A 25,374-nucleotide genomic window follows, 5' to 3' on the forward strand; every position below is an offset into this window, starting at 1 on the left:
AATATCCATAAATAGATAAAAGTCGCCTAAGCGCTATAAATCGGGAATCTATATCGATTCTTTCTTATTATAATAATTGTTATTTGATAAAAGAATCCGAACGAGTTTATATGCGATCGCGTTCGAATAAAAGAAAAGCCCTCGAACTCTTCGGAAAAACCGAATGTCTCGAGGGCCGAAATTTACGAAAAGAATGATTGATAGGAAGAATAGATCCGAAAGATCAAATCCCCTTTAACAATAGTTCTAAGGTCTTAGAGAGAATCGCGCGTATATCATCTTTCGCATCCTCATCCGGTAGGACTCGATTATTCCATATCTTCAATCCGAAACGGATAAAGAAATTATCCAAAAACTCGGTTTCGATTTGGGTTTTCATCACAGTCTTGGAAGCATCTCTATCCCATCTCAGGACCACACTAGTCCCTTTTCCATTATTCGCCTTCACTACTGTGTCAGTGAATTCATATATGATGGATTGCAGATTCCCTGGGATAAAGATATTGATGGCCCAAGAAGGCGCGAAATACGCAAATGCGCCACTCACATCGAATTCTTTGATCTTGGTCACTTTTAAGCTCAATACTCCCGAGGTAGCAGTATTCGAGAATCTTCCCAATAATTGTACATCATCATTTTCTAATACGAGTCCGTACAGATTCGCCTCTAAACTAGCTTTTGCTATGAAAGGAAAATCGGAGAGAGTGCCTAATGTAAATGAGTCTTGTGGATAGAAATTTCCTTTCGTATCATAAGGGATCACCTTTCCATTCTGAGTGTAGAACTTGAATCGTATCTCTCTGGACTTGGATTCTATCGCGAATTCTCCGAGACTTCTTCCTTGCAAATTCATGAGTCTCACTTTTATGAATCCTAGATACTTAATATCATCCAGGTAATCTCCGAAATCCGGATAATCTCGCATCAATGCTTGCTCGATATTCCCTTCAAACGCAAATGCAGTCAGTCCAGGGATCTTTCCGTCGTGCTGCACTTTCAAAAGGGAATCCATTCCGAAATAGTAGCTCATGAATTTCGCAAGAGCCGGATAGGATTCCGTAAAATCGTTAATCGCCTTTCTCGCTTCCGGATCCTTTATCTTTTTGAAATAATTCGTATCGGGAGAAGAGATCGCTTTCAAATTCCCTGAATCCAAATAATGAAGTCCAGAATCCATCGCATTCAATCCGTGTTTATGAGTGAACGGTCCTAGATTCGTTAGCACATCTAGATTTCCCGAGTAGGAATTGCCTCCGTGAGTTGGGTTTGGATTGTGCTTGAGAGCAAACTCAGCGGAGAAGTCTCCGAAATTCGGAGTGGCAACTTCTTTCATCCGAACAGTTTCCAAGCTCACTTTGTATCCATCGGGAGAATATTTTCCTCTATAAGTTACATAGTGCTGGCCGTTCGCATCCTTTGCCATGTACTCCGAATTAAAAAGGTTCTTTAATTCGAATCTTTCTAAAGAGCGATCCAAGTACTTATGAAATCCTTCCGCTCTTCCATCGTACTTATTCTTAATGATTGCGGATCTCAAAAACTGGAAGAATTGTCTGGAGATGTTTCTTCCGTCAGGACCAATGGTGTCCGGAATTTGTTTCAGTGAAAAGGCTGCGGATAATGATCCGCTTAGCGCTAAAAGTAGGATTAGAAAACGGAGTAGCAGTTTCCCGGATTTGTTTTCTCTTTCTATTCTGTGTTTAAAAAGGCCCATTACCGCCTCTCCCTTTTTTGTAACGTTTGTGCAATATAAATTCTTTCGCTTTGTTCTCCGAGATTAGTCTCAAATCGGCTTCTGTCAAGTCTATAGCGATTGCTACAGAGACTGAGATTCACCTAGGTAAAATAGATTATAGAGCATGATCGAAAAATTTCAAAAGAATTCGATTTCTCTGGATTTTTACTCAAAATCATATAAAATCTCGCGCGGAGTTTTTATATGATTTGGTATTTACGTTTGAATTTAAAGACAAAACTAGCGATCCTCTTTGCTTCGGTCCTTCTTCCCTTCCTTACATTAGTGGCATTATCTCTCATCAATTCTTCTTCTAGGATCCAAGACATCGAGACGATTCGAAACGATCGACTGATTCCTCTAAGACAGCTAAAGACGATCTCTGATCATTATGCGATCTCGATTGTAGATTGTGTTCACAAGGTAAGAAGCGGTGCGTTCACGTATGAAGAAGGAATTGCTAATCTTCAGAAAGCAAGTTCTGAGATCGATCAAGAATGGAAGTCCTATCTTGCTACCACATTGGTACAAGAAGAAACCGTTTTGATCGGTGAACTGAAGCCTCTCTTTCAAGAAGCAGATACTGCTGTCGAACAGGCCATGTCCTTAATGAAGGAAAAGAACAAAGAAGGTCTTGGAGAGTTTGCGGATAAGATCATGTATCCTAAGATAGATCCTGTTGCTGGAAAGATAGAGAAGCTGATCTCTGTTCAGCTGATGATCTCAGAACGTATCTATCAAAGAGCAGAGACAGAGTATGCGTTCAGCCTCGCCGTTTTTCTGGGAATTTCAACTATTACGTTGGTTTATATAATTTATGCTTCCGTAAAGTTCTCTGTGACTCTTGTAAAAGGTCTGAACATGGTGCGTATCTCCATCAGAGATGCGGATTTCTCTCATTCAATTTTGGTGGAAGAAGATAATAAAAATCAGGACGAGCTTTATCTTCTCTCTGTCGTATTCCGCGATTTCCAGCTCAAGATAAAGGAGATGCTTTCTTCTATTCTTTCCTATTCAGAATCTATTCTGGCATCTGCAGAGCAACTTTCTAAATCTAGCGACTATCTCTCTGGGAATGCACAGACAGAATCGGCTTCCGTAGAGGAAATCTCCGCATCCGTTGAAGAGATCAGTGCTGGGATGGAGCAGGTTACGAATAACGCGGAGGCTCAGTACAAACTCATCCTTTCCTTTTCCGGAGAGATGAAGGAATTGGAAGGACTGATCACCAAGGTGGGAGAATCCGTTGGAGATTCTCTTGGTAGAATTTCCGAAATGTATACTAAGACCGAGGCCGGTAAGAAGACGATGGGAAGTCTTTCTGAAAGCATGATAAAAATCGAATCTAGTTCCGGAGAGATGAGATCCATTACTGCAATCATTCAAGAGATCTCTGAAAAAGTGAATCTTCTCGCATTGAACGCAGCCATAGAGGCAGCAAGAGCCGGAGAGCATGGACGAGGATTTGCAGTGGTCGCGCAAGAGATCACGAGACTCGCGGAACAAACGGACCAAAGTACCAAAACAATTGAAGAATTGATCCGTACCAGTAACGCAGAGATCCAATCCGGAAAAGGCTTCGTGGAAAGTTGCGTGAAAGTCTATGCGGAGATCTTAGAGGGTCTTTCCTTCGTTAAAATCTCATCGGATAGCATTGTTTCTACCATGAAGGTGCAGCAAGAGAAGAAAGAAACGATCCGGATTGCAGTCAACCAAGTGGATGCAAAATCAGAAGAGATCCGCTCCTCTGTCGGAGAACAGAAAGTTGCCATCCTGGAAACTGCGAACGCAATCACGAATATTTCAGTCACAGTTCAGAATAGTGCCGCGAACTCGGAAGAGATTGCAGGTAGCGCCAACGGACTCCTGCAAATTGCAAAGAGTCTGGGAGAAACCATGGATTTCTTGAAAGGCTAACTATTCGGTTGGCTCTTCAGGCTCCTCTTTTGTTCTGATCAGATAATACGTCGGGTATTGCAAAAAGATATCCGACGTTAAGCTAAAGAAAAGTACGAAGAGGATCACGATCTGTCCGAAGAATGAAGTCACTGCTTCTTCTGAACCGGAGATCAAAAACATGATCAGTGTAGGCACAAACATGATCACGTACGGAGTCCAAGCAGCCACTACATAGTCTGATCGCTTGATGCAGGAAGGAAGAGCCTTTAATCCTTGCACTATATTCAATTTTGCGAATAGAACCGGAATGATGAGATAGAATACTAACCCCATTAAGAATGGAGTGATCAAATACAATCGGGTCAATTCTGCCGGCATCGGCTTTGTAGGATCCTCTGCGTATTTTTCGAATACTGCCTTTGTCTCGGGTCCGATGAAAGGGGTGATCAAGAAATTCAAGAGCAGAAATAAAGCTAAGGTGAACAGCACTAATAGAAAGAAGAAGACTAGATACTGAGGAAGTTCTACGGGCCTTTTAGGATCCATTTTGGAACGGATCACATATCCGTTCGCCACATAGGTGCCGAGAAACGCCAATACTAACAGCACGAATAATAGGGCTACAGCCCCTCCCGCCTGCATGGAAGGCACGGCCGCTAATACTAATATCAATAAAACCGATCGGATGGCGAGGATGATCCGAACCTGTCCTCTGCCGAGTAAGTATCTTAGGTATTCTTTAAACATAAAGACTCTTCAGATAGGATTTTGGAACTAGGATCCAAAGCAAGCAAAAGTTCCGAGCCAAAGTCCGGAACCTCTTCTGAGAAAAGTCTTATTCTTCCGGAAGCGTTGCCCCGCCGATCCCTTTTACAAAAGAGAAGAGTAAGTACAAATGGATCAACTCCGTCATAAACAAAGGAAAGAACTGAGAATTTAAACTTACTATCGCGAATCTATAATAAGAATCCACATCCTTCATGTCCGGAAACCCTTGGTACACAATCGGGAAAATATGTCCGAAGGAAATGAGTAAAATCAATCCCAACGCACCATATTGGTAGTTACGATCCAAAGCCGCAGAACGAAAATCCGACCAACTAGGAAGCGCCTTTAGCCTGGCAAAGGAGATGGATGAATATAGGATCAAGGCTGGGAGTGCAAGAATTGTCCCTCCTAGTATCGCATATTTGATTGGAATTGCTGGATCTTGCATTGTCTCCGTTTTGATCTGAAGAATTGCTCCTACAATCAGAACTAGAAGAGCTAACAATAGCACTAGTACCAATACTACTAGCAAAAGCCTAAGCAAAAATAGGAAGTATTCCTTTCCACCGATCCGATTTTCTTTTTCTAATTTTTCTCGAAAGAAATAGAGAGAAAGAAAGAGTAAGAGGAATTGCAAAATCCCTAATATATTGATAAACCCAGGTTTCGAATATAGATAATTATGATTTAGGAACTCTTCGAATTCCTTCATCGCATACGAATATACGACGGATAGCATTAGGATCCTAGTTAGCCAAACTCCTAAAAAGGATCTACAACCTATAAGATAATTCTTAAATTCGAAAATCTGGGACAATCGATTCTCCTTCTTTTTTTTCTTTAGATCAAGGTGAGATCACAAAACGGATCGGATTTCCTTTTCTATCTTCCAGATCATGAAGACTTTCATTAATGTCTTCTAATTTTCTTACATCCGTGATGGAACGAGAAAGATTTAATTTTCCTTGCACATACAGATCGATTAATTCGGGAATTGCTCTTCTGTCAGAACCATAAGAACCTGCGATCGTAACTTGCTTTTCTATAATGGCGAAAGGGATCGCGAATTTCAAAGGTTCTCTTCCGATTCCTACCATGACCATTCTTCCTCCTGGATTCATTGCACGAAGAGATTCTTCGATATTACTCATCCTTCCCGAGAAATCCGCGAGAAGATCGATCCCTTTGGAAATTTCTTTCAGAGTCTTGCCAGGGTTCTTGACCTCTTTTAAGTTTACCACTTCATCCGCGCCGTAAGCAAGCGCGTTGTCCAAGGCTCCTCTATCCACATCTAAAGCGATCACCTTTCCTTTGGTTAGTGCTCTTGCGATCACTACTCCGTGGATCCCTAACCCGCCGCATCCATAAACGGCAACATTGTCTCCGTCTTGTATATTCCCACGGAACTTAATTGCGTTATACGGAGTGGAAACCGCATCGGCTAAGATAGCTCCTTGTTCGAAAGGAATAACATCGGGTAGAGGATATAAATAACGTTCTTCAACTATATTATATTCTGCGAAATTACCTTCTCGATCGAAACCGAAAACTCCTATGTCCTTGCATAGATTTTCTCTACCGCTTAGGCAATGTGCGCATACTCCGCAGCTTGTTCCTGCTGCGATCACTACTCGATCACCCTTCTTGATCCGCGTCACCTTCTCCCCAACTTCTTCTACAATGCCGGAAGCTTCGTGGCCTGGGATCTGAGGATAATGTTTACACTTCAATGTTCCGTGCAGAATCAAATGCACATCGGAGCCGCAAATACCACAGGCCTTTATTCTAACCTTAGCTTGTTCGGGACCGACCTTAGGAACTGGAACATCTTTGATCTGAAGATTTCTTTTACCGGATTCTAATATTGCAGCTTTCATTTTTCTCCTACTCAAGGACCTGAATAGAAATATCTAAAGCAAAGAAACGGTCAAGGATTTGAGAGAAGAAGAGTTTAAGATCTAAAATTAAAATACGCCGTTCGGTATAGAGCGCTCCGTTTTTTCCTCCTTGTTCCGAGTAGGTCTCGTTTTTCCATGGTAACAGCTGTAGGACAATATGACTTCCGAAGAAATATACAGACAGATCAAGGCCAGTCAAAACGGACAAGACTGGCATCATAAGAATTGTTTCGGCTGCGGCCCCGATAACCCGAGAGGACTGCATGCAAGTTTTCCATTTCACGAACCTTCCGGTGAAGTTCGATTCGATTGGACAATTGAAAGTGCCTTCGAAGGAGCTCCCGGGTATGCTCATGGAGGAGCTCTAGCGACTCTCTTGGATGAAGCACAAGGAGTACTTTGTTTTCATCTAGGTCATTTTGTAATGACCGATCAATTGTACATGAGATACTACAAAGCTTGCCCATTGGGAGAAGAGATCGAAGTTCGATGCTGGGTCACCATGGTAAGACGCAGAAGGTTATATACTAAGGGAACCGTTCATTTAAAAAAAACGGGAGAGCTGCTTCTTAGTTCTAAAGCGAGATGGTATGATATGCCGGATCGCGTCTTTGCAAGGATGTTCCAAGGTACTGCATTCCCGGTGGATATCATTCTCAAGGTTTTAGAAGAGAATCAAAAAAGAGGAAAGGAAATCAGAAAGCGTCTCAAAAGGGAAAAAGCAAAAACCACCTAAGCAGTTTTTTGCATACCGAGATCTTAAGCTCGGTCCTTATTTCTAGCCATATTTAGTTTCCGTTTTTCGTGCTATTTCGAAGGAGAAATCGGGTTTTAACGACTGGAGCCCGGCCTTTCTCACCTCGAATTCCGTCTAACTGATAATCAAAGGAGATTACATTGATCGAGCTTTACACAGCAGGTACGCCGAATGGAAAAAAAATTTCCATCATGCTGGAAGAATTAGGAATTCCTTATACAGTTCACCCCATAGATTTTGGAAAGACGGAACAAAAAGAGGAATGGTATCTTAAAATCAATCCGAACGGAAGGATCCCAGCAATCATAGACAAGGACAATGGGGACTTTCCTGTATTCGAATCGGGTGCAATCATGATTTATCTCGCAGAAAAAACGGGTAAACTCTTGTCAAAGGATCCGAAGGAAAGATCGATCACAATCCAATGGTTGATGTTCCAGATGGCCGGAGTAGGTCCTATGCAAGGACAGGCAAATCATTTCATTAAGTATGCTCCCGAAAAGATTCCATACGCGATGAAACGTTATGTAGATGAGACCATGAGGCTTTATTCTGTTTTGGAAAGGCGCTTAAAGGAATCCGAATATCTTGCCGGCAAAGAACTCTCTATCGCGGATATCGCAACCTGGACTTGGGTAAAGGCCCGCAGCTTCATAGAACTTTCTATAGATGAATTCCCTCATCTCAAAGCATGGGAAGAAAAATTAGGAAATAGACCTGCCTTTATCAAAGGCTCGGAAATTCCTAAGAAAAACTGATCTTAGATCAGATTGGTTTCTGCTAAGGGGAGATGCACTCTAAACGTGGTTCTCCCCGGCCTGGATTGGAATTCGATCCTTCCATTATGTCTTTCTACGATCTTTTTGCAAATATCCAAGCCTAGTCCACTTCCCTCACCTTTTTCCTTTGTGGTAAAGAAAGGATCAAAGATCTTATCCTGGATCTCTTCTGGAATTCCTGGCCCGTTATCCGTAATAGAGACTACTAAATAATCTCCTTCCGTATCGGATTCCAATTCCAAGATCCCCTGAAAGGCGATAGCTTGAAATGCGTTATTGATCAGGTTCGCCCAAACCTGTGTCAATTGATCCGCCTGCCCACGTACCGCGGACCGATCCGAGAATTTACGAATAATCTCTACCCCATACTTTAGTTTATTATAATAAAGCGTGAGAACAGTATCCATCTGCTCGCGAATATCTATGATGCTAAGGACAGTCTGATCTTGGTAAACGTATGTTTTCAGAGCACGGATCACCCTGGAAGCTTTGATTGCGGCTTCTCGGATCACATTGCTATGTCTTAAGATCCCAGAAAGACTGGACGCATTCGAAACAACTGTGGGAAATTTTTCCTTAGGAACTTCTTTTACAAGTTCAGGAAGATCTTCGGGTCGGATCCCTAACTCGGCCAGGTTCTCTGAAACGAATTCCAAAGAAGAATAACCCAACTGACTTAAGGCATCGCGGATCAATTTTCGATTTCTTCTTTCTTCTGCGGAATCATAGAACTCAGGAAAAATACTTCCTTTGGAAAAAATCATTTTCCAACTTTCTCTTTCTACTTCGCTCATTTCCGCGAAATCGCAGAGTAATTTCTCCCAGTCTTGAAGAAATAGACTTTGGATCCCTTCGTTCGAAGAGATGATCGCTCCTAGAGGAGTATTGACTTCGTGCGCAATCCCTGCGATCAATTGACCTAGTACCGCCATCTTCTCGGATTGGATGAGTTGCGCCTGAGTCGACTTGAGCTCGTCTAAAGTTACCGTAAGATCTCGATTCGTATTTTTGAGATACGTATTCGTTGCCTTTAACTCTTCCGTTCTTCGAATTACTTTCTGTTCCAGTTCTTCGTTCAGACGTTTGATCTGCTCTTCCGATTTCTTTCTCTCGGAGATATCTCTCACAATTGCCTGAAGAAGTTTACGACCGTTTAATGTAACTGAGTTTAAGGTCACTTCTGCATCGAAGGTCGAACGATCCTTTTTGCAATGTAGCCAATCGAAAGTCTGAGGTCTTCCGTCTAACGCGGCCATGATCTTCTGCTTTGCTTTTTCGGAAGAAGGGGATCCATCCGGCTGATATTCGGGAGAAAAATCCACGGGAGACGCTCCTACAATATCCTCACGTTCGCAGCCAAACATCTCCTCCGTCTTTGGATTACATTCCAGAAAGACCCGATCATCCATGAGAAAAATCGCTTCTCCTGCCGAATGAAAGAGTGTCTTAAATTTGACCTCGTTTTCCTTAAGTGCAGCTTCTACTGCTAATTTTTCGGAAAGAGAATTGGCAAGCCTTGTCTCTGTCTCCATTCTTTCAGTCAGATTCTCGAAGATTAATGCGATTCCGACTAACTTTCCTTCTTCCAGAAGAGGATTCACTCGAAAGCGAACTTGCAATAGAATGTTACTGATTGTGGTGCGGTAAGGTCCTTCGTAATCGGAAGCCTCTCCTTTTAATCCCTTACCCAATAATTCGGATACTGTCTTGTCCCTAAGATCTAGATAAGAAAGACCTATGATCTTTTCCTTGGTCGCTTTTAAAAATTGCAGAGAAGATTCATTCGCCTCTACAATCGTACCATTCTTATCAAAGATCATGAGTCCGATCGGAGATTGCTCGAACAAAGCTCGATATACGTTTTTGTTATCAATCTGGCTCATACTTTTATTCTAAAGCGTATCGAATGAGAATCTCTCGCAACTCTCCGTTGCGCATTCATTGAGATCAATCGAATATTTCGCTTATTAAAAGGTCGCTTGTTTTAGACCGGTTTCGACTCTTGAAAAGCAGGAAGAAGAACGTAGAACGTTGTCCCAGAGTCGGTACTAGTGAAATGTATCCTTCCTTTATGCTCTTCTACTACGTTCTTGCAGATATCTAAGCCTAATCCTGTCCCTTCTCCAGGGGATTTGGTTGTGAAGAATGGATCGAAGACTCGGTCTTTAATCTCGTCTGGGATCCCAGTTCCTGTGTCCTGAATGGAAATCTCCCAATAATCATCACTTTGCAATTTAGCATCTATAAAGATCCGTCCGGAATAGTTCATGGCATGAAAGGCATTCGTAATCAGATTCGTCCATACTAAGTATAGTCTTTCGGAATCTCCCTGAACCCTCGCCTCATCAGGGATCTGAATATCGATGAGCACCTTATTCTTTATTTTAGAATAATATAAAGTTATTATATTTTCTATCTGCTCTTTCGGAGAGACCGATTCGACCTGAGGTCTCCAGTCCCCTTCTCCTGCAGCATAACTCTTGAGTGCTTGGATCACTCTCGAAGCCTTGACGGAAGCATCCAAGATCAACTGACTGGAACGAGCTATACTGGATAAGGAGGAGGCGTTGTTTACTATCAGCCAGCCCCTTTCTCCCATTGGCAATTTTTGGAGGACCTCCTTCACTTGCTCCGGAGAATTTCCCATATCCGTAAGAATATCCGCCATCATGTGAGCATTCGAGAATCCGGCATCTGCAAGTATCGATTCGGAAAGTTTTCGTTTTTTTCTTTCTTCCTTAGAATCAAAATCAGTATAAGCAACGCCTCCTCTTTTAAAAAGAGTGGCCCAGACTTCCTTCTCTTCCTTATTGAAGCTCGCATATTCCCTGATCAAATCTTCCCAAGGTTCGTTCAGAATGGAGCGGATTCCTTCAGTCGAGGATCGTATCGCTCCTAAAGGAGTATTCAATTCATGAGCGATTCCTGCGATTAGCCTTCCGAGAACCGCCATCTTTTCGGATTGGACTAAATTCTCTTGGGCCTTCTTTAATTCACTCATTGCAGATCTTAACTTTTCATTGGTATCCACCAAATACTCGTTAGCCGATCTAAGTTCTTCGGTTCTTTCTGAAACTGTGACCTCCAAGGCTTCGTTTGCATTTCGGATTACCTTCTCCGCAATTGCAAGATCGGTGACGAGCAAGCTTTGTCTTAGACTCGCGATTACTACCATTACTCCAGCGCAGAACCAGATCACGAGGCGAATGATCTCCGGAAGTCCTTGTAGAGTGAGCGAAAGAACGATAGCTGCCGAACAAACAATTACTTCCAAAAGGGGAAGTATTCTCAAGAGTCCACTTTCTGTTCCTGCATTCTTCTTTAACGCGGAAAGATCAGGCTCCCAGGTTAATGAACTATATCCTAATAGCAAGATACTCGCAGAGAAACCAGCATTCGTAAGAGTTCCGTCTGCCGGAACCTGTATTAGAAAAATAGAATTCCATTGTAGCCAACTGATCCCTGTCCCTGCAAGTCCAGCCACCAAGCAAAGATAAGAAAGACTGATCTTAATTCTGAGAGAAGGTTGCATGAGTACTGCAACGCTTGCCGCAGAAAGCATAAAGACAGGATACACTGCGAGTGCGAGCAGCTGCAACCAAGGCCTATCTTCTTTTTTAGAAAGATATAATACTAGAGTCACCGCAAGAACAGCAATGCTAAGACCGATCGCATCCATGATTGCGACCTTCATTCGATTCAAAGGAACCTTATCTCTTAAAAAACGGGTAAAGCCTAATATGAAACAAGGCCCAAGCCAAGGATAGAATACATCACTAGGAGCAGGAAAACTATAGAATTGGGTAAGAGCTTGTATGTCCCAAACCACTTGCCCCGTAAAATACGAAAAAAGCCCCAGAAAAAACCAGAATCTATATCTCCTGGCTTCACCTTCTGAAGACCGATATCCGAACCAAGCTGCGGTGGTGGCAAAGCCAATAGAGGCAGTCCAATGTATATTGTCGAAGATCCGTAATAATTCAGCTTCTTTTGTGAAATAAATTAATGCAAAGAGAAGGAGTACGAATATAAATCCGGCATAGATAAAGAAGAAACCTAAATTTCTATCCTTTGAGGAACGAATCTCTAGAGCGGAAGCCGAGGCATTCATGCGAATTTGCGGGGCTAAATATTAAGCTCTAAAAATCCAAAGTCCACACTTTTTTATCTTAGTAAAGAACGAGACACATAACGATTCCAAGCTTCGAAAGAGTTGAGCACGTTTTAAATCGTATCAATAGAGAGTTCTATTCTTCTTATCAGGAAGATGAGGAAGAAAATTCACGCTAATCGGCACATAAGCTCCCCTCACCCAACGAAACACGCTCAAGGAAGTGTTCCAGATCCAAGGCATCCAAGTAAACATATCTTGGTCTTGTTTTAACATTCGATTTAAGGTAAGAGAGATCGGAGTGCCTGAAGTAAAAATATAAACTCTCTCGGAAGAAGAAGGCTGAAAATATTTCGTATATGCAAGCTTGACCCTAGACTCGAATTGAGCATACGACTCGATTCCTTCTGGAGTATAAGATCCTTCTCTCCAGAAACTTAAGATCTCTTCCGTAAGTTTGAAGAATAAAGCCGCAGAACGTATTCCCCCTTTCAGTCTGACTTGGGAAAAAAGAGCCAAAGACTTTGCAAACTCCGGACGAATGCCTGCGAGATACGCAGAGTATGCTTTCCATAGTTGGGAAGAGAATTCATTCCAATTCGAATCTTGGTGAAAGAAGTCAGGCTGAATAGCCGGAACTTTTTTGGGATCCACGGAGCGGACCCCTTCCAAAAATGACTCTGCAGTTTCCTTATGACGTCTCATAGTACCGGCTATAATCTTATCCGGAAAATCATCGTTAGACGCCATATATTTTCCGAGCAAGAATGCCTGCTCCTTTCCCCTAGGGGTCAGAAGATCATAATCCTCCCCCTGAGAATTGGCCTGTCCATGACGGATCAGATAAATTACTGACATTATATATTAAGATTCCGTTGTGAAGCGTGGATTCACTATCTCCACTTTTTCTATCACGGATTCTTTTACATGTTTCCAGTAAGCGGTATCTTCTAAGGATTTCTTTTCTTTTCGGATAATATCTCTAAGTTCCTTGTTCCAAGAAGAAGCCAAAGCCTTCTTCTCATTCCAAGTCTTAGGAAATTCCTGTTTCTTGCTCAAGAGAGAAGCGGCACGGGAGAGTTCTTTGTCCAATAACTCCTCTCCGGATCGGATCTCACGAGAGATCACTCCCAGCATATTCCAACTTACTAAAGTCTTATATGCCAACAGATCTTTATCCCTGAACTCAGGTAGGACTTCCTTCATTAGAAAATCCTGTATTGCCTCTAATAATTCCGTAGCGCTCGGTTTATCCTGCATATAAGTTCCCTTATTTAACAGACTCTTCTATGAGTCTCATTGCTTCGTATTCCATCTCGCAGGCCCTTCTTCCGATGGATGCGAGTTCTATTCCTTTATCCTTTCCGGAAAGATGTCTTTCTGCTTGGCCGATGCAACCGATGGCCCAGCGAAGATTTCCCATCACTTCCCAGTAAATGATTTTTTGAGGATCGAGTTTCACACCTGCGGCCTTCTCATACGCCTCATAAAATTCGGAGCGGTCTGCAAATCCGCCTGCTTCTTTATTCAATTTTCCGAATCTCCAATCTCTCATGCAAAGCCAGGTAAGATCCTCGTGTCGATCTCCCCAATGTGCAAATTCCCAATCCACAATTCCTTGCAGACCTTCCGAATTCACCATGAAGTTCCCTGTCCTAAAATCGCCATGGATCAATACGGACGCGTCACTCGGCTTTGCATTCTTTTCCAACCAATTGAGTATCAGTTCCATTGCAGGATAGGCTCCATCCATGGAATCCAATTGCAAACGAAGAGCATGCACCGAACCTTCGGCGACTGTCTTGCCTGGAAAGGATTGGCCTAGATCCAGGACTCGCTTGAGTTCCTCATCCTTGCATTTCTCCGGTCCGACAGAATGGATCGCCGCTAAATTCTCGGCGAGTTCCTGAGTGATCTGTTTTCTGACCTTGTTTAAGCTCGGATCCTTTACTACGAATCTTCCGGTGGCCTTGCCTTGTATCCTCTTCATGAAATAGAAAGGATTTCCGGTGACGACAGAATCCGATTCTAACCAGAACGGCTCAGGAGTCTTGACTCCAGCTTCGAAGGCCATTCTGCAGACTTTGAATTCATTGATACGAGAAAGAGAAGCGAGCAAGGATGCGCCCTTGTCCGTGCGATATACTGTCTGATAGATTCCTTGTTCGGGACCTCCATCCACTTTTATATCTGCGGAGAAGTTTTCCTGGCAGGCTCCACCCGAAAGAGAAACCATATTATTAATTTCTACTTTTCCTTTTAGTCTTTGCCCGAGATAAGATTCGAGTCTTTCTTTCAATTCGGAGTCTTTCACGATCAAAAACTCTCCTTGCCTGACATTAGGTTCCTACCTATCACCATTTTATGAGTTTCTGTAGGACCATCAGCAATCCTGGCCGCTCTCGCATCTCTATAAAATAATTCTAATTTAAGATAGCGACTGAATCCATGAGAACCGCAGATCTGGATCGCCCGATCTATACACTTATTCAGAGTCTCGCTTACCTGCCACTTCGCTAAGGAAACCGCCTGTCTTGCATCCCCTCCTTTGCGAAGTATATCCGCTGCCTTTAAGGTAAGAAGAAAACCGGATTGTATTTCCAAGGCGGATTCCGCAAACATCCACTGGATCCCTTGGTGCTCCGAAAGTTTGCCACCAAACAATTCACGCTTAAGAGCATACTCTCTAGCGATTTCCATAGACCTCCTTGCGAGACCGATCCATCTCATACAATGGGTCAAACGAGCAGGCCCTAATCTCTCTTGAGACAAACGGAATCCTTCTCCAATCTTTCCTAAAACTTGAGATTCATGCACTTTAACATTTTCGAATGTAAGCTCGCAATGCCCACCAGGACCATGAGAACCCAACATCCCGATCTCCTGAACCATCGTGTATCCCGGAGCATCAGTAGGAACTAGGAACATAGAAGTTCTTCTGAAACTATCATTCACCTTTGCCATTACGATCAAGAAGGCAGCGCCATTCGCACCGGTGCAGTACCATTTATGACCGTTCAGAATATAATGATCTCCATCTTTCTCCGCGTTAGTCGCAAGAGTTGTAGGATCCGAACCAGCACCAGGAGGAGGTTCCGTCATAGCAAAACCGGATCTGATCTTTCCTTCTACCAGCGGATGATAGTATTTCTTCTTTTGTTCTTCGTTCGCAGCCAAGTGAAGAAGGTGCATATTCCCTTCGTCAGGCGCGTCACAGTTACAGAGATAAGGAGCAATAGGAGAGCGACCTAATTCACTGAAGACCAAAGCAGTTCCCACTAAATCTAACCCCAATCCTCCTTCCGACTTAGGAAGATGAGCCGTCCACAGACCTCTCCTCTTCGCTTCTTCGCGAAGTTTTTGCACGATCGGTTCCGGCATTCTTGCATGATCATAATCGTAATGATCCTCTGCAGGAATGGCCACTTCTTCTACGAAGGCTTTGGCCTTCTCTCTTATACCTTCTACTTCCTTAGGAATGGATAAGTCCATAGTGTATTCAATTTTCCTTATTGTTTTTTTTCTAAGAATTCTTCCGGTAATTTAAACTTTCCGATTCTATCATTATGAAGACTTCCTAAATAGAGATAATCCCCTTTTCGTTTTACTGAGGTAATCTCTTTCAGATGCTTTCCCTTTGGCTCTTGAAAGCTTGCTTCGACAACTCCGTCCTCGTTCAAGACGACTGCAAAACCATATGGCTCGGGCTTGGGCCAGAGAAATTTTGGAAGCTTAGCAACAAGAGATTTAGTCCAAGGACGAGGATGAAGAACTTTATCCACCATCGCATTTCTAACGGTGAATAACGCTAGATAGAAATGGCCTTTTCCATCCGAGGAAATATTATCCGGAAAGCCCGGCAAATTCTCCACCCAGATCTCGCTTGTTCCTGCCTTCGGCCCCTTCAACCAATATCTATGAATTCTGTATTTATAAGTTTCGTTTAATACTAGAAAATCCTCGTTCTCAGAAAGAGCTACACCATTCGGAAAGAATAAATCTTTCATAAGAGTCGTTGTCTTCTTTGTGCGAGGATCGTATTTCAGAAGACGACCGTGAGGAACCGCTTCCATAAGATCATACAAGTATTCTGCGGAGCCATATTTATAACTCGCATCCGAGAAATACACAGTCCCGTCTTTCGTCACATCCAGATCGTCAGTAAACTTAAAAGGAAGACCATCGGATTCGGTGGAAAGAATTTCCACCTTTCCATCTTTCTCTATCTTAACTAGACCCTTGATGGCATCCGCAACAATCAAACTTCCATTAGGAAGAAGTTTCATACCAAGAGGTCTTCCCCCAGTAAATGCATGAGCCTTGATCTCTTCGTCTTTAGAGATAAAGTAAACCTTGCCGTCCTCACTAGCCGAGTAGATATTCTCATGATCATCCGGCTCCGTATCTTCCGGGCCGTGGATCTTACCCTGAGCGATCAATGTTGCGGACTCCAAAGCGTTATTCTTTTGGAAAGCACCGATGAGTCCCATATCAACAGGAGGTTGGTAAAGTGCGGGTTGGATTGGAGAAGGTTTGAGGACAAAACCTATTAGGAGAATGATAAGAAATGCTGCAAAGAGCAGGAGGATTTTCTTCGTATTCACGATTCCCTCCTTTAGGGAAAACGATTGAAGACGCTATTCGGGAAGGGCATCCAGTCAACGTAAAATTCCGGTCCGGGGTCTCCGAGGCCTAATATTTGATTGCTGCCCCCAACAATCGGCCGATAAGGTATATGGGGACTCAATTCGAGTCCGTTTTAATATGAAGATATCCGAAGATATGGTGCAAAAGCACGGTATTCGTTTTAAGGAATCCGACATTATTTTTGATGAAAACGAACCCGCCGATCAGATGTATCTGATCCTAACCGGCAAAGTGGGAATTCATAAAAAGGTCAAAGAAGCCTTCAAACTTTTGATCGAATTAAAAGAAGGTGATATGTTCGGCGAGATGGCCTTGGTGGATCGCAAACCGAGAAGTGCGAGAGCCATTGCAAAAACTGACGTATTGCTTTTCGCGATCACCGAGAGCGTATTTTATAGTCTTGTTCAGACAAATCCCTCCTTCTCACTGAAAATGGTAAAGATGCTTTCTTCTAGATTGAGAGAAACCAATCAAACCATTGCGAGTCTCTTAAAAGGCGACAGAAAGAATCTTGTTACTTCTGCATTGATTACGTTCAGCCAGACAAGAGGAGAGCAAGAAAACGGAATGTATAAGGTTCACTTAGCAGCATTTACAAAATGGGCAATTCTACGAGTGGGCTTGGAACATCAGGATCTCGCGTCTGCAATCAATCTATTAATAAAAGATAAATTAGTAGAGCAAGGCAAGGACGATCCTCACCATATTTACATTCGAGATACATTCTTCAAATATACAATGGATCATTGATTCTTGTCCTCTACTAATACAAAACCGGCCAAACCGGGAAGACAAGATTATCTAGATAATCTACGCTCTTTCGCATTATTGTTAGGGTTAGCATTTCACGTTGCAATAGTATATGCAGCAGTCATAATATACCCTTTACGGAATCAGGATCGCTCGATTGCGTTCGATGTCTTCGGAGAATGGGTGCATATCTTCAGGATGCCTCTGTTCTTTGTGCTTTCCGGATATTTTACGGAAAGAACCTTTCTCTCAAAAACACTTTCCGAATTCCTAAGATTGAGAGGACTTAGGATCATCCTTCCCCTCATCCCTGGGATCATATTATTCGCGCCGATGCAATATTATGTAAACGCGTTGCAAGAAGGTTATACAGGAAATTATTTCAGATTTCTCTGGGAAGAATTCTTGCTCAAGAATCCGGCACCTTCTCACCTTTGGTTCATTCTCTATTTGGCAATGTATACCGGAGTGTATCTGGTCACTCGACCGATCTTCTTGAGAATTCGGACCTGGATCCTACCTATTTCCAGATACGGAGGGGAAAATGCGAACGAACATCCTACTCGTAAATGGGAATTTCTACTGATCGTAGGAATTTGGAGCACGATTTGGACCTGTTGCATTAATTACTTTTTCCTAAAGGACGAAAAGTATTTCAATATAGAACCGGTACAATTCTTCTATGATCTTAGCTTCTTTGTTTCCGGTACCTTCTTGTTAGGAAGAGAAAGCATTCTGTTGAAGGGAAAAACGGATGCGGTCGACATCTCTATCTTAGGGCTGTTAGCAGTCGCATTCTTTTTCGTATTCTTTAAGATCAGCGAGATAGATCCATACTGGTCTTATTTCGGTTATGCCGGGATAGGTATCCGAATACTTCATATTTTTCTAAAATGCTTAGGCGGATGGATCTGGATCTCTTTCTTTATCCGTTTATTCCAGATATTCTTTCATGAATCAAACTCGCTCTCTAAGTATCTGAGAGAATCGAGTTTACCTGTATATCTAATCCATCATCCCATATCTCTCGGAATCGGGTTCTTGGTGGTAGAAACTGGGCTCTCGATCTGGACCAAATTCTTCCTACATCTGTTCTTAGTGTATACGGCGACCTTCGGAGTGTATCATTTCATTATCCGAGGCTCTAATTTCTGGCTTACGATCCTGGGGAACAGGGGCTTGAGCTGGACCGGAAAGGGAAAGGGAGCGGCGTAAGTAAATCCTCTCTCCCAGCTCAAAAATCCCTTGCCAGACGGTCTTCGTTAAAAATCATGTCTTTTACCGGGCCTGTAGCTCAGTTGGTTAGAGCACACGCTTGATAAGCGTGGGGTCATAAGTTCGAGTCTTATCAGGCCCAGGTTTAGCGTTCCGATAGAACGGAATTTTGTAGGACTTTCTACAAAACCTTCGGATCGCTCAAAATATTCCGTTCAACCCTTCAATGGGGCGTTAGCTCAGCTGGGAGAGCATCTGATTTGCATTCAGAAGGTCATCGGTTCGATCCCGATACGCTCCAATTCGTTTTTCCCCTTTATTTTCCTGCATTTTCTACCTGATTGATTGCCGATCCAAATGAAAGTTTGGCGCCGAAACCTGTCGATTGATCGGAATTCCCCTCTCATAAAAAGCTGGATCTCCTTTCCTTCCGGATCAAAATTCGATCCATGAAACTTTTTCTTTCCCGTTCTCTCCTTCTCTCTTCCTTTCTAGCCTCCTTCTTTACGATTGGATGCGACGATATCCGTCGGCTTCTAGTTGCGAATGTAGGAGACGCTGCCAAATACAAGGTCGAAGGAAAAGAATCCGGACTCACCGCTACCTATGTGCAGAAGGATGAAAAAAGAAAAAGAATACCGATCAGTCTTACTACAATAGGCACCGGTTTTACTCAGCCTACCGATCTTCTGATGATCCCTGGCCCTGATATTTTTCTGGTCACCGAAAAGACAGGAGATCTGAAATGGTTGGATCCAAAGGACGGCAGTTCAGGTATATTATTAAAAGTGAATGGAGTTCTTACGGAAGCTGAACAAGGTCTCTTAGGCGTTGTTCTCCATCCTCAATTTCCCGAAGTCCCAAAACTATATTTGAATTACGTAACTAAGAGAGCGGGCCAGGATACAAGCGTAGTCACCGAATGGAATATGGATCTTCCCAAGGATCCTAAAAAGGCAAAGCTAAGCGGAGAAAGAATCCTGATGGAAGTCAAGCAGCCTTACGGAAACCACAATGCTGGACAACTCGCATTCGGTAAGGATGGCAAACTGTACATCGCTTGGGGAGATGGAGGTTGGATGGGTGATCCGAAAGCAAACGGACAAAATCCTTCCACCTTTTTAGGCTCCGTTCTGAGGATCGATGTAAACTCCAAGGATCCTGGAAAAGAATACTCGGTTCCTAAGGACAATCCTTTCTTAGGAAATAAGAATATCCAACCGGAAACATTCGCATACGGCTTCCGAAATCCGTGGAGATATTCTTTTGATCCTTCCGGAAGATTGATCATCGCCGATGTGGGCCAAGACTTGTACGAAGAAATTAGTATTGTGGAAGCAGGCAAGAACTACGGCTGGAATAAAATGGAAGCGATGCATTGCTTCGAGCCAAAAGAAAACTGCGATAAAACCGGATTAGTAGAACCTATCTACGAGTACGATAGAGAAGATGGAATGTCCATCACCGGAGGTTATGTAGTTACGAACGATAGAATTTCCGATCTGCAAGGAAAGTATGTCTTCGGAGATTTTGTTAGTGGAAGGATCTGGGCCTTTGAAATCCCGAAAGATGGCAGCAAGGTAAAAGAGGCTTATACCCTCGGAAAATGGCCTATCTTAATTTCTAGCTTTGGCATGGACGCAAGAGGCTCTGTCTATATCGCTGACTTTGGCGCAGGACAGATCCTAAGAATAGATCCTGCTAAATAAGATTTCCTGCATATACTTTAAACTGCTCTTAAATAACCACCATAACAGGTTCTTGCAAATCCAATGCAAGGACCTGCTTTTAACGTCGAATTCAATTCAGAACCTGGAATTTGACAATTTCCAGAGATTGATCTTTTCTTGGTTCTCTTCTACAAACCGAAGAGATTTCGAAGGCTCCTTTTCCGAAAAGGAAAAGATCTTAATATTTTCGCAGTACAAGATCTCTTTCGGTTCTCCTAAGGTTTCTTTTACCTTCTTCTCATCCAATCCATCTAAGATCGCAAACGTATATGGCGTCTTTCTTTCGAACCAGCTCAAATTGTTCTGCCAATAGAATAGCATTAGATCGTACAAATAATCATCCGGCTCCAACTTCTCCTTAGAAAAGATCCTCATAGGACGCACGTACCAAAAACTCGCAAGTCCTCTTTTCCAATTCCTCTCCTTAGCATACTGATCCAAACAATCTAGCTTAGGAGAAGAATATACAATCCCAACTCCTTTAGAAGCCGCAACGGTCGAATTCGTAATGACGAGCAGAAGCAAGGCAGGTCCGAGAAAATACTTTAAAATTTTATAATTCACCAGTCTTTGCAAAAAAAGAAGGCTCATTCCAAGAGAAGACAAAAGAACTCCGCCAAAATAACGATCTATTTCCTGGATCCCTTCCCTTCCCGTAAAACCAAGAGAATATCCATAGAATAAAAATACTCCAGGCACCAAGATCCCGAGGGATAAAAACAAAGATCCCAATTCGATGCTCTTTCGTTTTTCTTCTTCTTTTTCTTGTCTTAGAATAAAATAGAGAACAGCAAAGCCCGCTAATAAGATGAACAAGTAGATCCAATTCTCTCTCGCAAATACGAACACAGAACGGAATAAATTACTAATTTCTAATTTTGCAGGTCCGGACTCATGTCCTAATTTAGCCGAAACCAAGGTCCCAGGAAAGAATACGAAAGGATTCTTTTTAAGCGCTTGGTACGCTACTCTCGCGAGTATGATCCCGAGCAAAATGGGAAAATAAAAATAGATGATCTTTTTGGTTTTCTGAAATGTTCTTTCTTGGACTAGCTTGGAGACATGCAAAACAAGAAGAGGAATCAGAAAATAAGGCAGGAAAATAAGATCACTCAGAGCGAATAGAAAAACAAAGAAGGTAAGGATCACAAATCTCTTTGTATTCTTTTCTTCTTCCCACTTAAAATAGAAGGCCCAGGCCCAGGACAAGCTTGCAAGATTTCCTCCATGAAACCCAGGAAGGAATACGAACAGATCCTTTTTAAAAAAGAATAATATACTCCCGACAAAGTATCCGAATGTGAGAAGAATAGAGATCTTTCGCGCCTCTAATTCTTCTTTCAAGATCGTCTTAAATAGATACAAGATCCCGAATAATAAAAGACTCCATTGTACAAATGAGTATGTGAGATGGGTCGCTTCCCAAGCTCCTTTCTCTAAAAACAAATAAATGGTTCTCAGTCCAAAATACTGAGCCAAATCCGGGAAAAAATACAAGGCAGGAGTCCAGATCCAACCCTTCAATATCATTAAAAAGTTTGCGTTGGATTTTAGAAAAAGTTCCTGGTAAATTACGGAAAAGAAAAGAGAATCAGCATTATAAAACACATTCGATAAGGAAGGATCGACAGCGACCCTTCCCAAGGATACGATCAAACCCAAAGCTCCCAAGATCGGAAGAACTAGGATAAAAATTCGATTTTGAAAAAAAGATCCGCCCAAAGAAAATACCTGGATGTGAATTTTACTTTTTTGTCACTTTAGGCAAGCCGATTTCGAAATTTCTAATACGATCATGAGTTTGAATCTTCCCATTATATCCTCTTATTTCAATTGGCTTCGCAACGATGCTCCCGAAGGAGACAAGGAAACCTATCCGGAACTCAAGGCAGGCTTCCAAACCTCCATTCCCGGTCTTTTCATCGCTGGAGACCTCACTGGGCTTCCCCTTTTAAAATACTCGGTGCAAAGCGGAACAGAAGCAGTTGCAAATCTTCCTAAGATATCTCCATCCAAATCCAAGACTGATTTAGATCTCATCATCGTCGGTGCGGGCCCTGCCGGGATCGCCGCCGGTATCCAAGCAAAAAAACAAGGCCTCAAATTCCTAATCTTAGAGGCAAACCGTCCCTTTCATACAATCACAAGTTATCCGAAAGGAAAACCGATCTTTGCCGAACCGGAAGATCTTCATCCGAATTCTCCTTTGATTATCCGAAACGGAACCAAAGAAGAATTGTTGGCCTCTCTTCAGTCTATATTAAAAAAATCGAATCTTCCCATCCAAGAAGGAGAGAAGGTTGAGTCCATAATCCCCGCTGGCCCGGACGGATCCTTTCAAACAAAAACCGAATCCGGAAAAACATTCCTCTCTTCGTATGTAATTCTCGCCATCGGAAAATCAGGAGATAGCAGAAGATTAGGAATAAAGGGAGAAGATTCCGAAAACGTATTTCATCGTTTAATCGATCCTGCGGATTTTCAAGGACAGAAAGCCTTGGTAATCGGAGGAGGAGATAGCGCGGTAGAAGCTGCACTCTCTTTAGTGGACACTGCATCTTCCGTAACTCTTGCCTATAGAGACAAAGAATTGGTGCGTCCAAAAGAAGAGAATAAGACACTCTTTCAAAAAGCAGTCTCCGAAAAAAAGATCCAATTCTTGCCCAATACAGAACCGGAAGAGTTCCATTCAAAAAAAGTAAAATTGAAACAAGGCAGATCGGTAAGAACGGAAGATATAGATTCTTCCTTGGTCTTGATCGGTTCCGAGGCTCCCATCTCCTTCTTACAAAAAATCGGGATCCGTCTCCAAAACAGATCTCATTTCACAGATATTATAGGCCTTGTTTCTCTCTTCTCATTTTCCGTATTCTTGTATTTCGGAAAAACCGCTTTCTACTACTACAATTGGTATTTCACTGCTTCTACCATTGGCTTAGCCGTTTTTGGACTGTCTACCTTAGCCTTAATCGCCAAGAAATCCTCATTGCTCCGCTTCCGATGGGAATGGAAAACATTCAGAAATCTTTATTTAACTCTGGCAGCATTGTACTTCATTGCGGTCTACGCGAGTGCAAAGTATCTAGGATTTCTTGTATTCGATAAGTATCCCAGCTTTCATTATACTGTTCTATATTCTACTACCATTCTATTCTTCGGGATCAGAAGAATGAAGGTCCGTCCCACTCCTTATATCAAAAGACAAACAATCACTCTCATTCTGATCCAGATCTTTCCTTTATTCTTATTGCCTGAGATCATTCTGCCTTTCCTGGGAACTCACGGGCTTTTGGGAGCCAAGGACGGATTTATTCTCACCCAAGTATTTCCACAGGGAGCCTATTGGAAAGCTTACGGTTTTATCCTAGCTTGGCCGTTGAATATGGGAGTTCTGTACGACGGAGGAATCACTGCCTTCTGGCTTATTTACGGATTTCTAATGAGCTTTGCCTTGATTCCGTATCTAGTATATAGATTCGGAAAAGGCGCCTATTGCGGATGGATCTGCTCCTGCGGTGGACTCGCCGAAACCTTAGGAGACGAGTACAGAACCAGAATGCCTCATGGAAAATTGGCATACAAGCTAGAGCATTCCGGACAATGGATCCTACTCATCGCAGCCATACTCACGATTGCCAAATTACTCGGAAGCCACGCTTCCTTTTTAGGGTTCTTAGAATACGGAGCCGATTCTGCAAAGCTATATTATGATTTGATTGTAGACCTTGGACTCGGAGGAATTGTCGGGGTTGGTGCCTATTTCATGTTTTCGGGAAGGATCTGGTGCAGGATGTTTTGCCCTCTTTCTGCACTCATGCATATCTACGCAAAGTTCAGCAGATTTAGGATCTTTTCGGAAAAGAAACGATGCATCTCCTGCAATATTTGCACTTCCGTATGCCACCAAGGAATAGACGTAATGAACTACGCCAACCGAGGAAGGGCAATGGATAGCGTGCAATGCGTGCGCTGTTCTGCCTGCGTGGTGAGTTGCCCCACCCAGGTGCTTAGTTTCGGAGAATTGAAGAATGGAAAACCTGTATTAGAAAAACTGAAAGCAATTCTATAGGAAAAAGTAATTTAGAGGATCGCTAAACTAAGATTTGGCGATTTGACCGGGAATTATTTAATGATCCCGCCGGCCTTCAACTCTTGGTCCGTTAAACCGGTGACCCTTCTCACAATGATCAGCTCGATCCCTTTTTGGATCATCTTTCTCGCAACTTCTAATCTGGCTTCTGATTTTAACGCTTCGGCTACTGACACATTTGCTCCAAACGAAGTTCCGAATTTGGGACGAAAGCTTCGCTTATGTTGGATTAGACGAAGGATTTCCTTTTGTAAAGAAATTTATTTACAAAAGACACTTCTGTAACAATCGCTCTATAAATTTAGATTTTTCCTTGTCAATTTCTTGCTTCTAGTCCAGACTCATTTCTCTATGAGTTCTTTTTTAATGCATGTCCAAGACAGATTGAAAGTCTGCGGACCTTTGACCTATAAGAATATGTTCGGCGGGTTCGGTGTTTACTCCGGTTCCCAAATCTTTGCGATGGTGATCAAGGACCATCTCTATTTCAGAGTGGGACCAAGCAACCAAGCAGAGTACGAGTCTTCCGGCATGGCTCCTTTCTCTTATTCAGGCAAGGATGGCAAGATCGTTCGAGTCTCTTATTGGGAAGTTCCTGAAGAGATCTTAGAAGATGACGAAGATCTAGTCTTCTGGTTTAGAAAAGCATTAGCCGAAGCAAATAAAGCAGCTTCCTTAAAGAAGAAGACTCCGGCAAAGAAGAAGGTCTCGAAGTCTCTATCTAAAGTAACGAAGCGTCTTTCACCAAAGAAGAAGGCTGTTAAGAAGAAAACCTCTAAGCTTGCTTCTAAAAAGAAAGCGACCAAGAAGGCTAAGAGAAAGGTTCCCGCAAAAAAGAAAAAATCACGTTAATCTATACGCGGAAGGGACGCGAAGGGTGAGACTCAGTCCCGGTTGCAAACCGGGACCGAAGCGAACGCGAAGCCCGCAGCGGCCCGGTCGCGCGCTCAGCGCGATCCGCCCCAAATTTTTCATTTTACATTTTGCTTTAAAAT

At 42.7% G+C, this 25,374-nt stretch carries 21 protein-coding genes and 2 tRNA genes; 10 read left to right on the forward strand and 13 right to left on the reverse strand.

The window, feature by feature from the left end:
- Nucleotides 1–223: 223 nt before the first annotated feature.
- Nucleotides 224–1,714 (reverse strand): hypothetical protein, encoded by a 1,491-nt coding sequence (locus tag EHO59_RS09395; RefSeq protein WP_135587225.1) that lies wholly within the window; start codon nt 1,712–1,714, stop codon nt 224–226.
- Between the two features lie 225 nt (nt 1,715–1,939).
- On the opposite strand from EHO59_RS09395, the gene EHO59_RS09400 reads away from it, so the two are divergent.
- The gene (locus EHO59_RS09400) at nt 1,940–3,652 is read left to right on the forward strand and encodes a methyl-accepting chemotaxis protein (protein WP_135587227.1); all 1,713 of its coding nucleotides are present in this window, start codon (nt 1,940–1,942) and stop codon (nt 3,650–3,652) included.
- Here the strand turns inward: EHO59_RS09400 and EHO59_RS09405 are convergent, their stop codons facing one another.
- The 3 genes from EHO59_RS09405 to EHO59_RS09415 all read right to left on the reverse strand — a co-directional run bounded on the left by EHO59_RS09405 (nt 3,653) and on the right by EHO59_RS09415 (nt 6,279).
- Nucleotides 3,653–4,381, reverse strand: a complete 729-nt coding sequence (locus EHO59_RS09405) for a hypothetical protein (RefSeq protein WP_135587229.1) — start codon at nt 4,379–4,381, stop codon at nt 3,653–3,655.
- Between the two features lie 88 nt (nt 4,382–4,469).
- Nucleotides 4,470–5,219 carry a hypothetical protein gene (locus EHO59_RS09410; protein ID WP_135587231.1) on the reverse strand — a complete coding sequence of 250 codons (750 nt, stop codon included), beginning with the start codon at nt 5,217–5,219 and terminating at the stop codon, nt 4,470–4,472.
- Nucleotides 5,220–5,247: 28 nt separating this feature from the next.
- Nucleotides 5,248–6,279, reverse strand: coding sequence for a zinc-binding dehydrogenase (locus EHO59_RS09415; RefSeq protein ID WP_135587233.1), 1,032 nt, complete (start codon nt 6,277–6,279; stop codon nt 5,248–5,250).
- A gap of 178 nt (nt 6,280–6,457) precedes the next feature.
- Here EHO59_RS09415 and EHO59_RS09420 point away from each other — a divergent pair, with 178 nt between their 5' ends.
- Together EHO59_RS09420 and EHO59_RS09425 are read left to right on the forward strand one after the other, a co-directional pair.
- Nucleotides 6,458–7,036, forward strand: a complete 579-nt coding sequence (locus EHO59_RS09420; RefSeq protein ID WP_135587235.1) for a PaaI family thioesterase — start codon at nt 6,458–6,460, stop codon at nt 7,034–7,036.
- A gap of 161 nt (nt 7,037–7,197) precedes the next feature.
- A complete protein-coding gene (locus EHO59_RS09425; protein WP_135587237.1) occupies nt 7,198–7,815 on the forward strand; it encodes a glutathione S-transferase family protein in 618 nt (205 codons plus the stop codon).
- A gap of 2 nt (nt 7,816–7,817) precedes the next feature.
- On the opposite strand, the gene EHO59_RS09430 is transcribed toward EHO59_RS09425, so the two are convergent.
- The 7 genes from EHO59_RS09430 to EHO59_RS09460 form a co-directional block, all read right to left on the reverse strand.
- The gene (locus tag EHO59_RS09430) at nt 7,818–9,719 is read right to left on the reverse strand and encodes a sensor histidine kinase (protein WP_135587239.1); all 1,902 of its coding nucleotides are present in this window, start codon (nt 9,717–9,719) and stop codon (nt 7,818–7,820) included.
- Between the two features lie 101 nt (nt 9,720–9,820).
- A complete protein-coding gene (locus tag EHO59_RS18345; protein WP_135587241.1) occupies nt 9,821–11,947 on the reverse strand; it encodes a sensor histidine kinase in 2,127 nt (708 codons plus the stop codon).
- 123 nt (nt 11,948–12,070) lie between these two features.
- Complete coding sequence (locus EHO59_RS09440; protein WP_135587243.1) at nt 12,071–12,805, reverse strand: histidine phosphatase family protein; 735 nt, start codon at nt 12,803–12,805, stop codon at nt 12,071–12,073.
- 6 nt (nt 12,806–12,811) lie between these two features.
- The gene (locus EHO59_RS09445; protein WP_135587244.1) at nt 12,812–13,207 is read right to left on the reverse strand and encodes a DUF6285 domain-containing protein; all 396 of its coding nucleotides are present in this window, start codon (nt 13,205–13,207) and stop codon (nt 12,812–12,814) included.
- Between the two features lie 10 nt (nt 13,208–13,217).
- The gene (locus EHO59_RS09450) at nt 13,218–14,261 is read right to left on the reverse strand and encodes a phosphotransferase family protein (RefSeq protein ID WP_135587246.1); all 1,044 of its coding nucleotides are present in this window, start codon (nt 14,259–14,261) and stop codon (nt 13,218–13,220) included.
- 2 nt (nt 14,262–14,263) lie between these two features.
- The gene (locus EHO59_RS09455) at nt 14,264–15,439 is read right to left on the reverse strand and encodes an acyl-CoA dehydrogenase family protein (protein WP_135587248.1); all 1,176 of its coding nucleotides are present in this window, start codon (nt 15,437–15,439) and stop codon (nt 14,264–14,266) included.
- A 17-nt stretch (nt 15,440–15,456) separates the two neighbouring features.
- Nucleotides 15,457–16,551 (reverse strand): SMP-30/gluconolactonase/LRE family protein, encoded by a 1,095-nt coding sequence (locus EHO59_RS09460; protein ID WP_135587250.1) that lies wholly within the window; start codon nt 16,549–16,551, stop codon nt 15,457–15,459.
- 160 nt (nt 16,552–16,711) lie between these two features.
- Here EHO59_RS09460 and EHO59_RS09465 point away from each other — a divergent pair, with 160 nt between their 5' ends.
- The 5 genes from EHO59_RS09465 to EHO59_RS09485 all read left to right on the forward strand — a co-directional run bounded on the left by EHO59_RS09465 (nt 16,712) and on the right by EHO59_RS09485 (nt 20,268).
- On the forward strand, nt 16,712–17,344 hold the full coding sequence (locus EHO59_RS09465) for a Crp/Fnr family transcriptional regulator (protein ID WP_135587252.1): 633 nt from the start codon (nt 16,712–16,714) through the stop codon (nt 17,342–17,344).
- A gap of 3 nt (nt 17,345–17,347) precedes the next feature.
- Nucleotides 17,348–18,559 (forward strand): acyltransferase family protein, encoded by a 1,212-nt coding sequence (locus tag EHO59_RS09470; RefSeq protein WP_135587253.1) that lies wholly within the window; start codon nt 17,348–17,350, stop codon nt 18,557–18,559.
- A 68-nt stretch (nt 18,560–18,627) separates the two neighbouring features.
- Nucleotides 18,628–18,701, forward strand: a tRNA-Ile gene (locus EHO59_RS09475).
- Nucleotides 18,702–18,787: 86 nt separating this feature from the next.
- A tRNA-Ala gene (locus EHO59_RS09480) sits at nt 18,788–18,860 on the forward strand.
- A gap of 148 nt (nt 18,861–19,008) precedes the next feature.
- Nucleotides 19,009–20,268, forward strand: a complete 1,260-nt coding sequence (locus EHO59_RS09485) for a PQQ-dependent sugar dehydrogenase (protein WP_135587255.1) — start codon at nt 19,009–19,011, stop codon at nt 20,266–20,268.
- A gap of 96 nt (nt 20,269–20,364) precedes the next feature.
- On the opposite strand, the gene EHO59_RS09490 is transcribed toward EHO59_RS09485, so the two are convergent.
- Nucleotides 20,365–22,011, reverse strand: coding sequence for a hypothetical protein (locus EHO59_RS09490; protein ID WP_135587258.1), 1,647 nt, complete (start codon nt 22,009–22,011; stop codon nt 20,365–20,367).
- A gap of 73 nt (nt 22,012–22,084) precedes the next feature.
- Here EHO59_RS09490 and EHO59_RS09495 point away from each other — a divergent pair, with 73 nt between their 5' ends.
- Nucleotides 22,085–24,358, forward strand: coding sequence for an NAD(P)-binding domain-containing protein (locus EHO59_RS09495; RefSeq protein WP_135587260.1), 2,274 nt, complete (start codon nt 22,085–22,087; stop codon nt 24,356–24,358).
- 53 nt (nt 24,359–24,411) lie between these two features.
- Here the strand turns inward: EHO59_RS09495 and EHO59_RS18190 are convergent, their stop codons facing one another.
- Nucleotides 24,412–24,555, reverse strand: a complete 144-nt coding sequence (locus tag EHO59_RS18190; RefSeq protein ID WP_167882093.1) for a hypothetical protein — start codon at nt 24,553–24,555, stop codon at nt 24,412–24,414.
- 175 nt (nt 24,556–24,730) lie between these two features.
- Here EHO59_RS18190 and EHO59_RS09500 point away from each other — a divergent pair, with 175 nt between their 5' ends.
- Nucleotides 24,731–25,231, forward strand: a complete 501-nt coding sequence (locus EHO59_RS09500; RefSeq protein ID WP_135587262.1) for a TfoX/Sxy family protein — start codon at nt 24,731–24,733, stop codon at nt 25,229–25,231.
- Nucleotides 25,232–25,374 lie beyond the last annotated feature (143 nt).

This window comes from Leptospira semungkisensis, assembly GCF_004770055.1.
GTDB lineage: Bacteria > Spirochaetota > Leptospiria > Leptospirales > Leptospiraceae > Leptospira_B > Leptospira_B semungkisensis.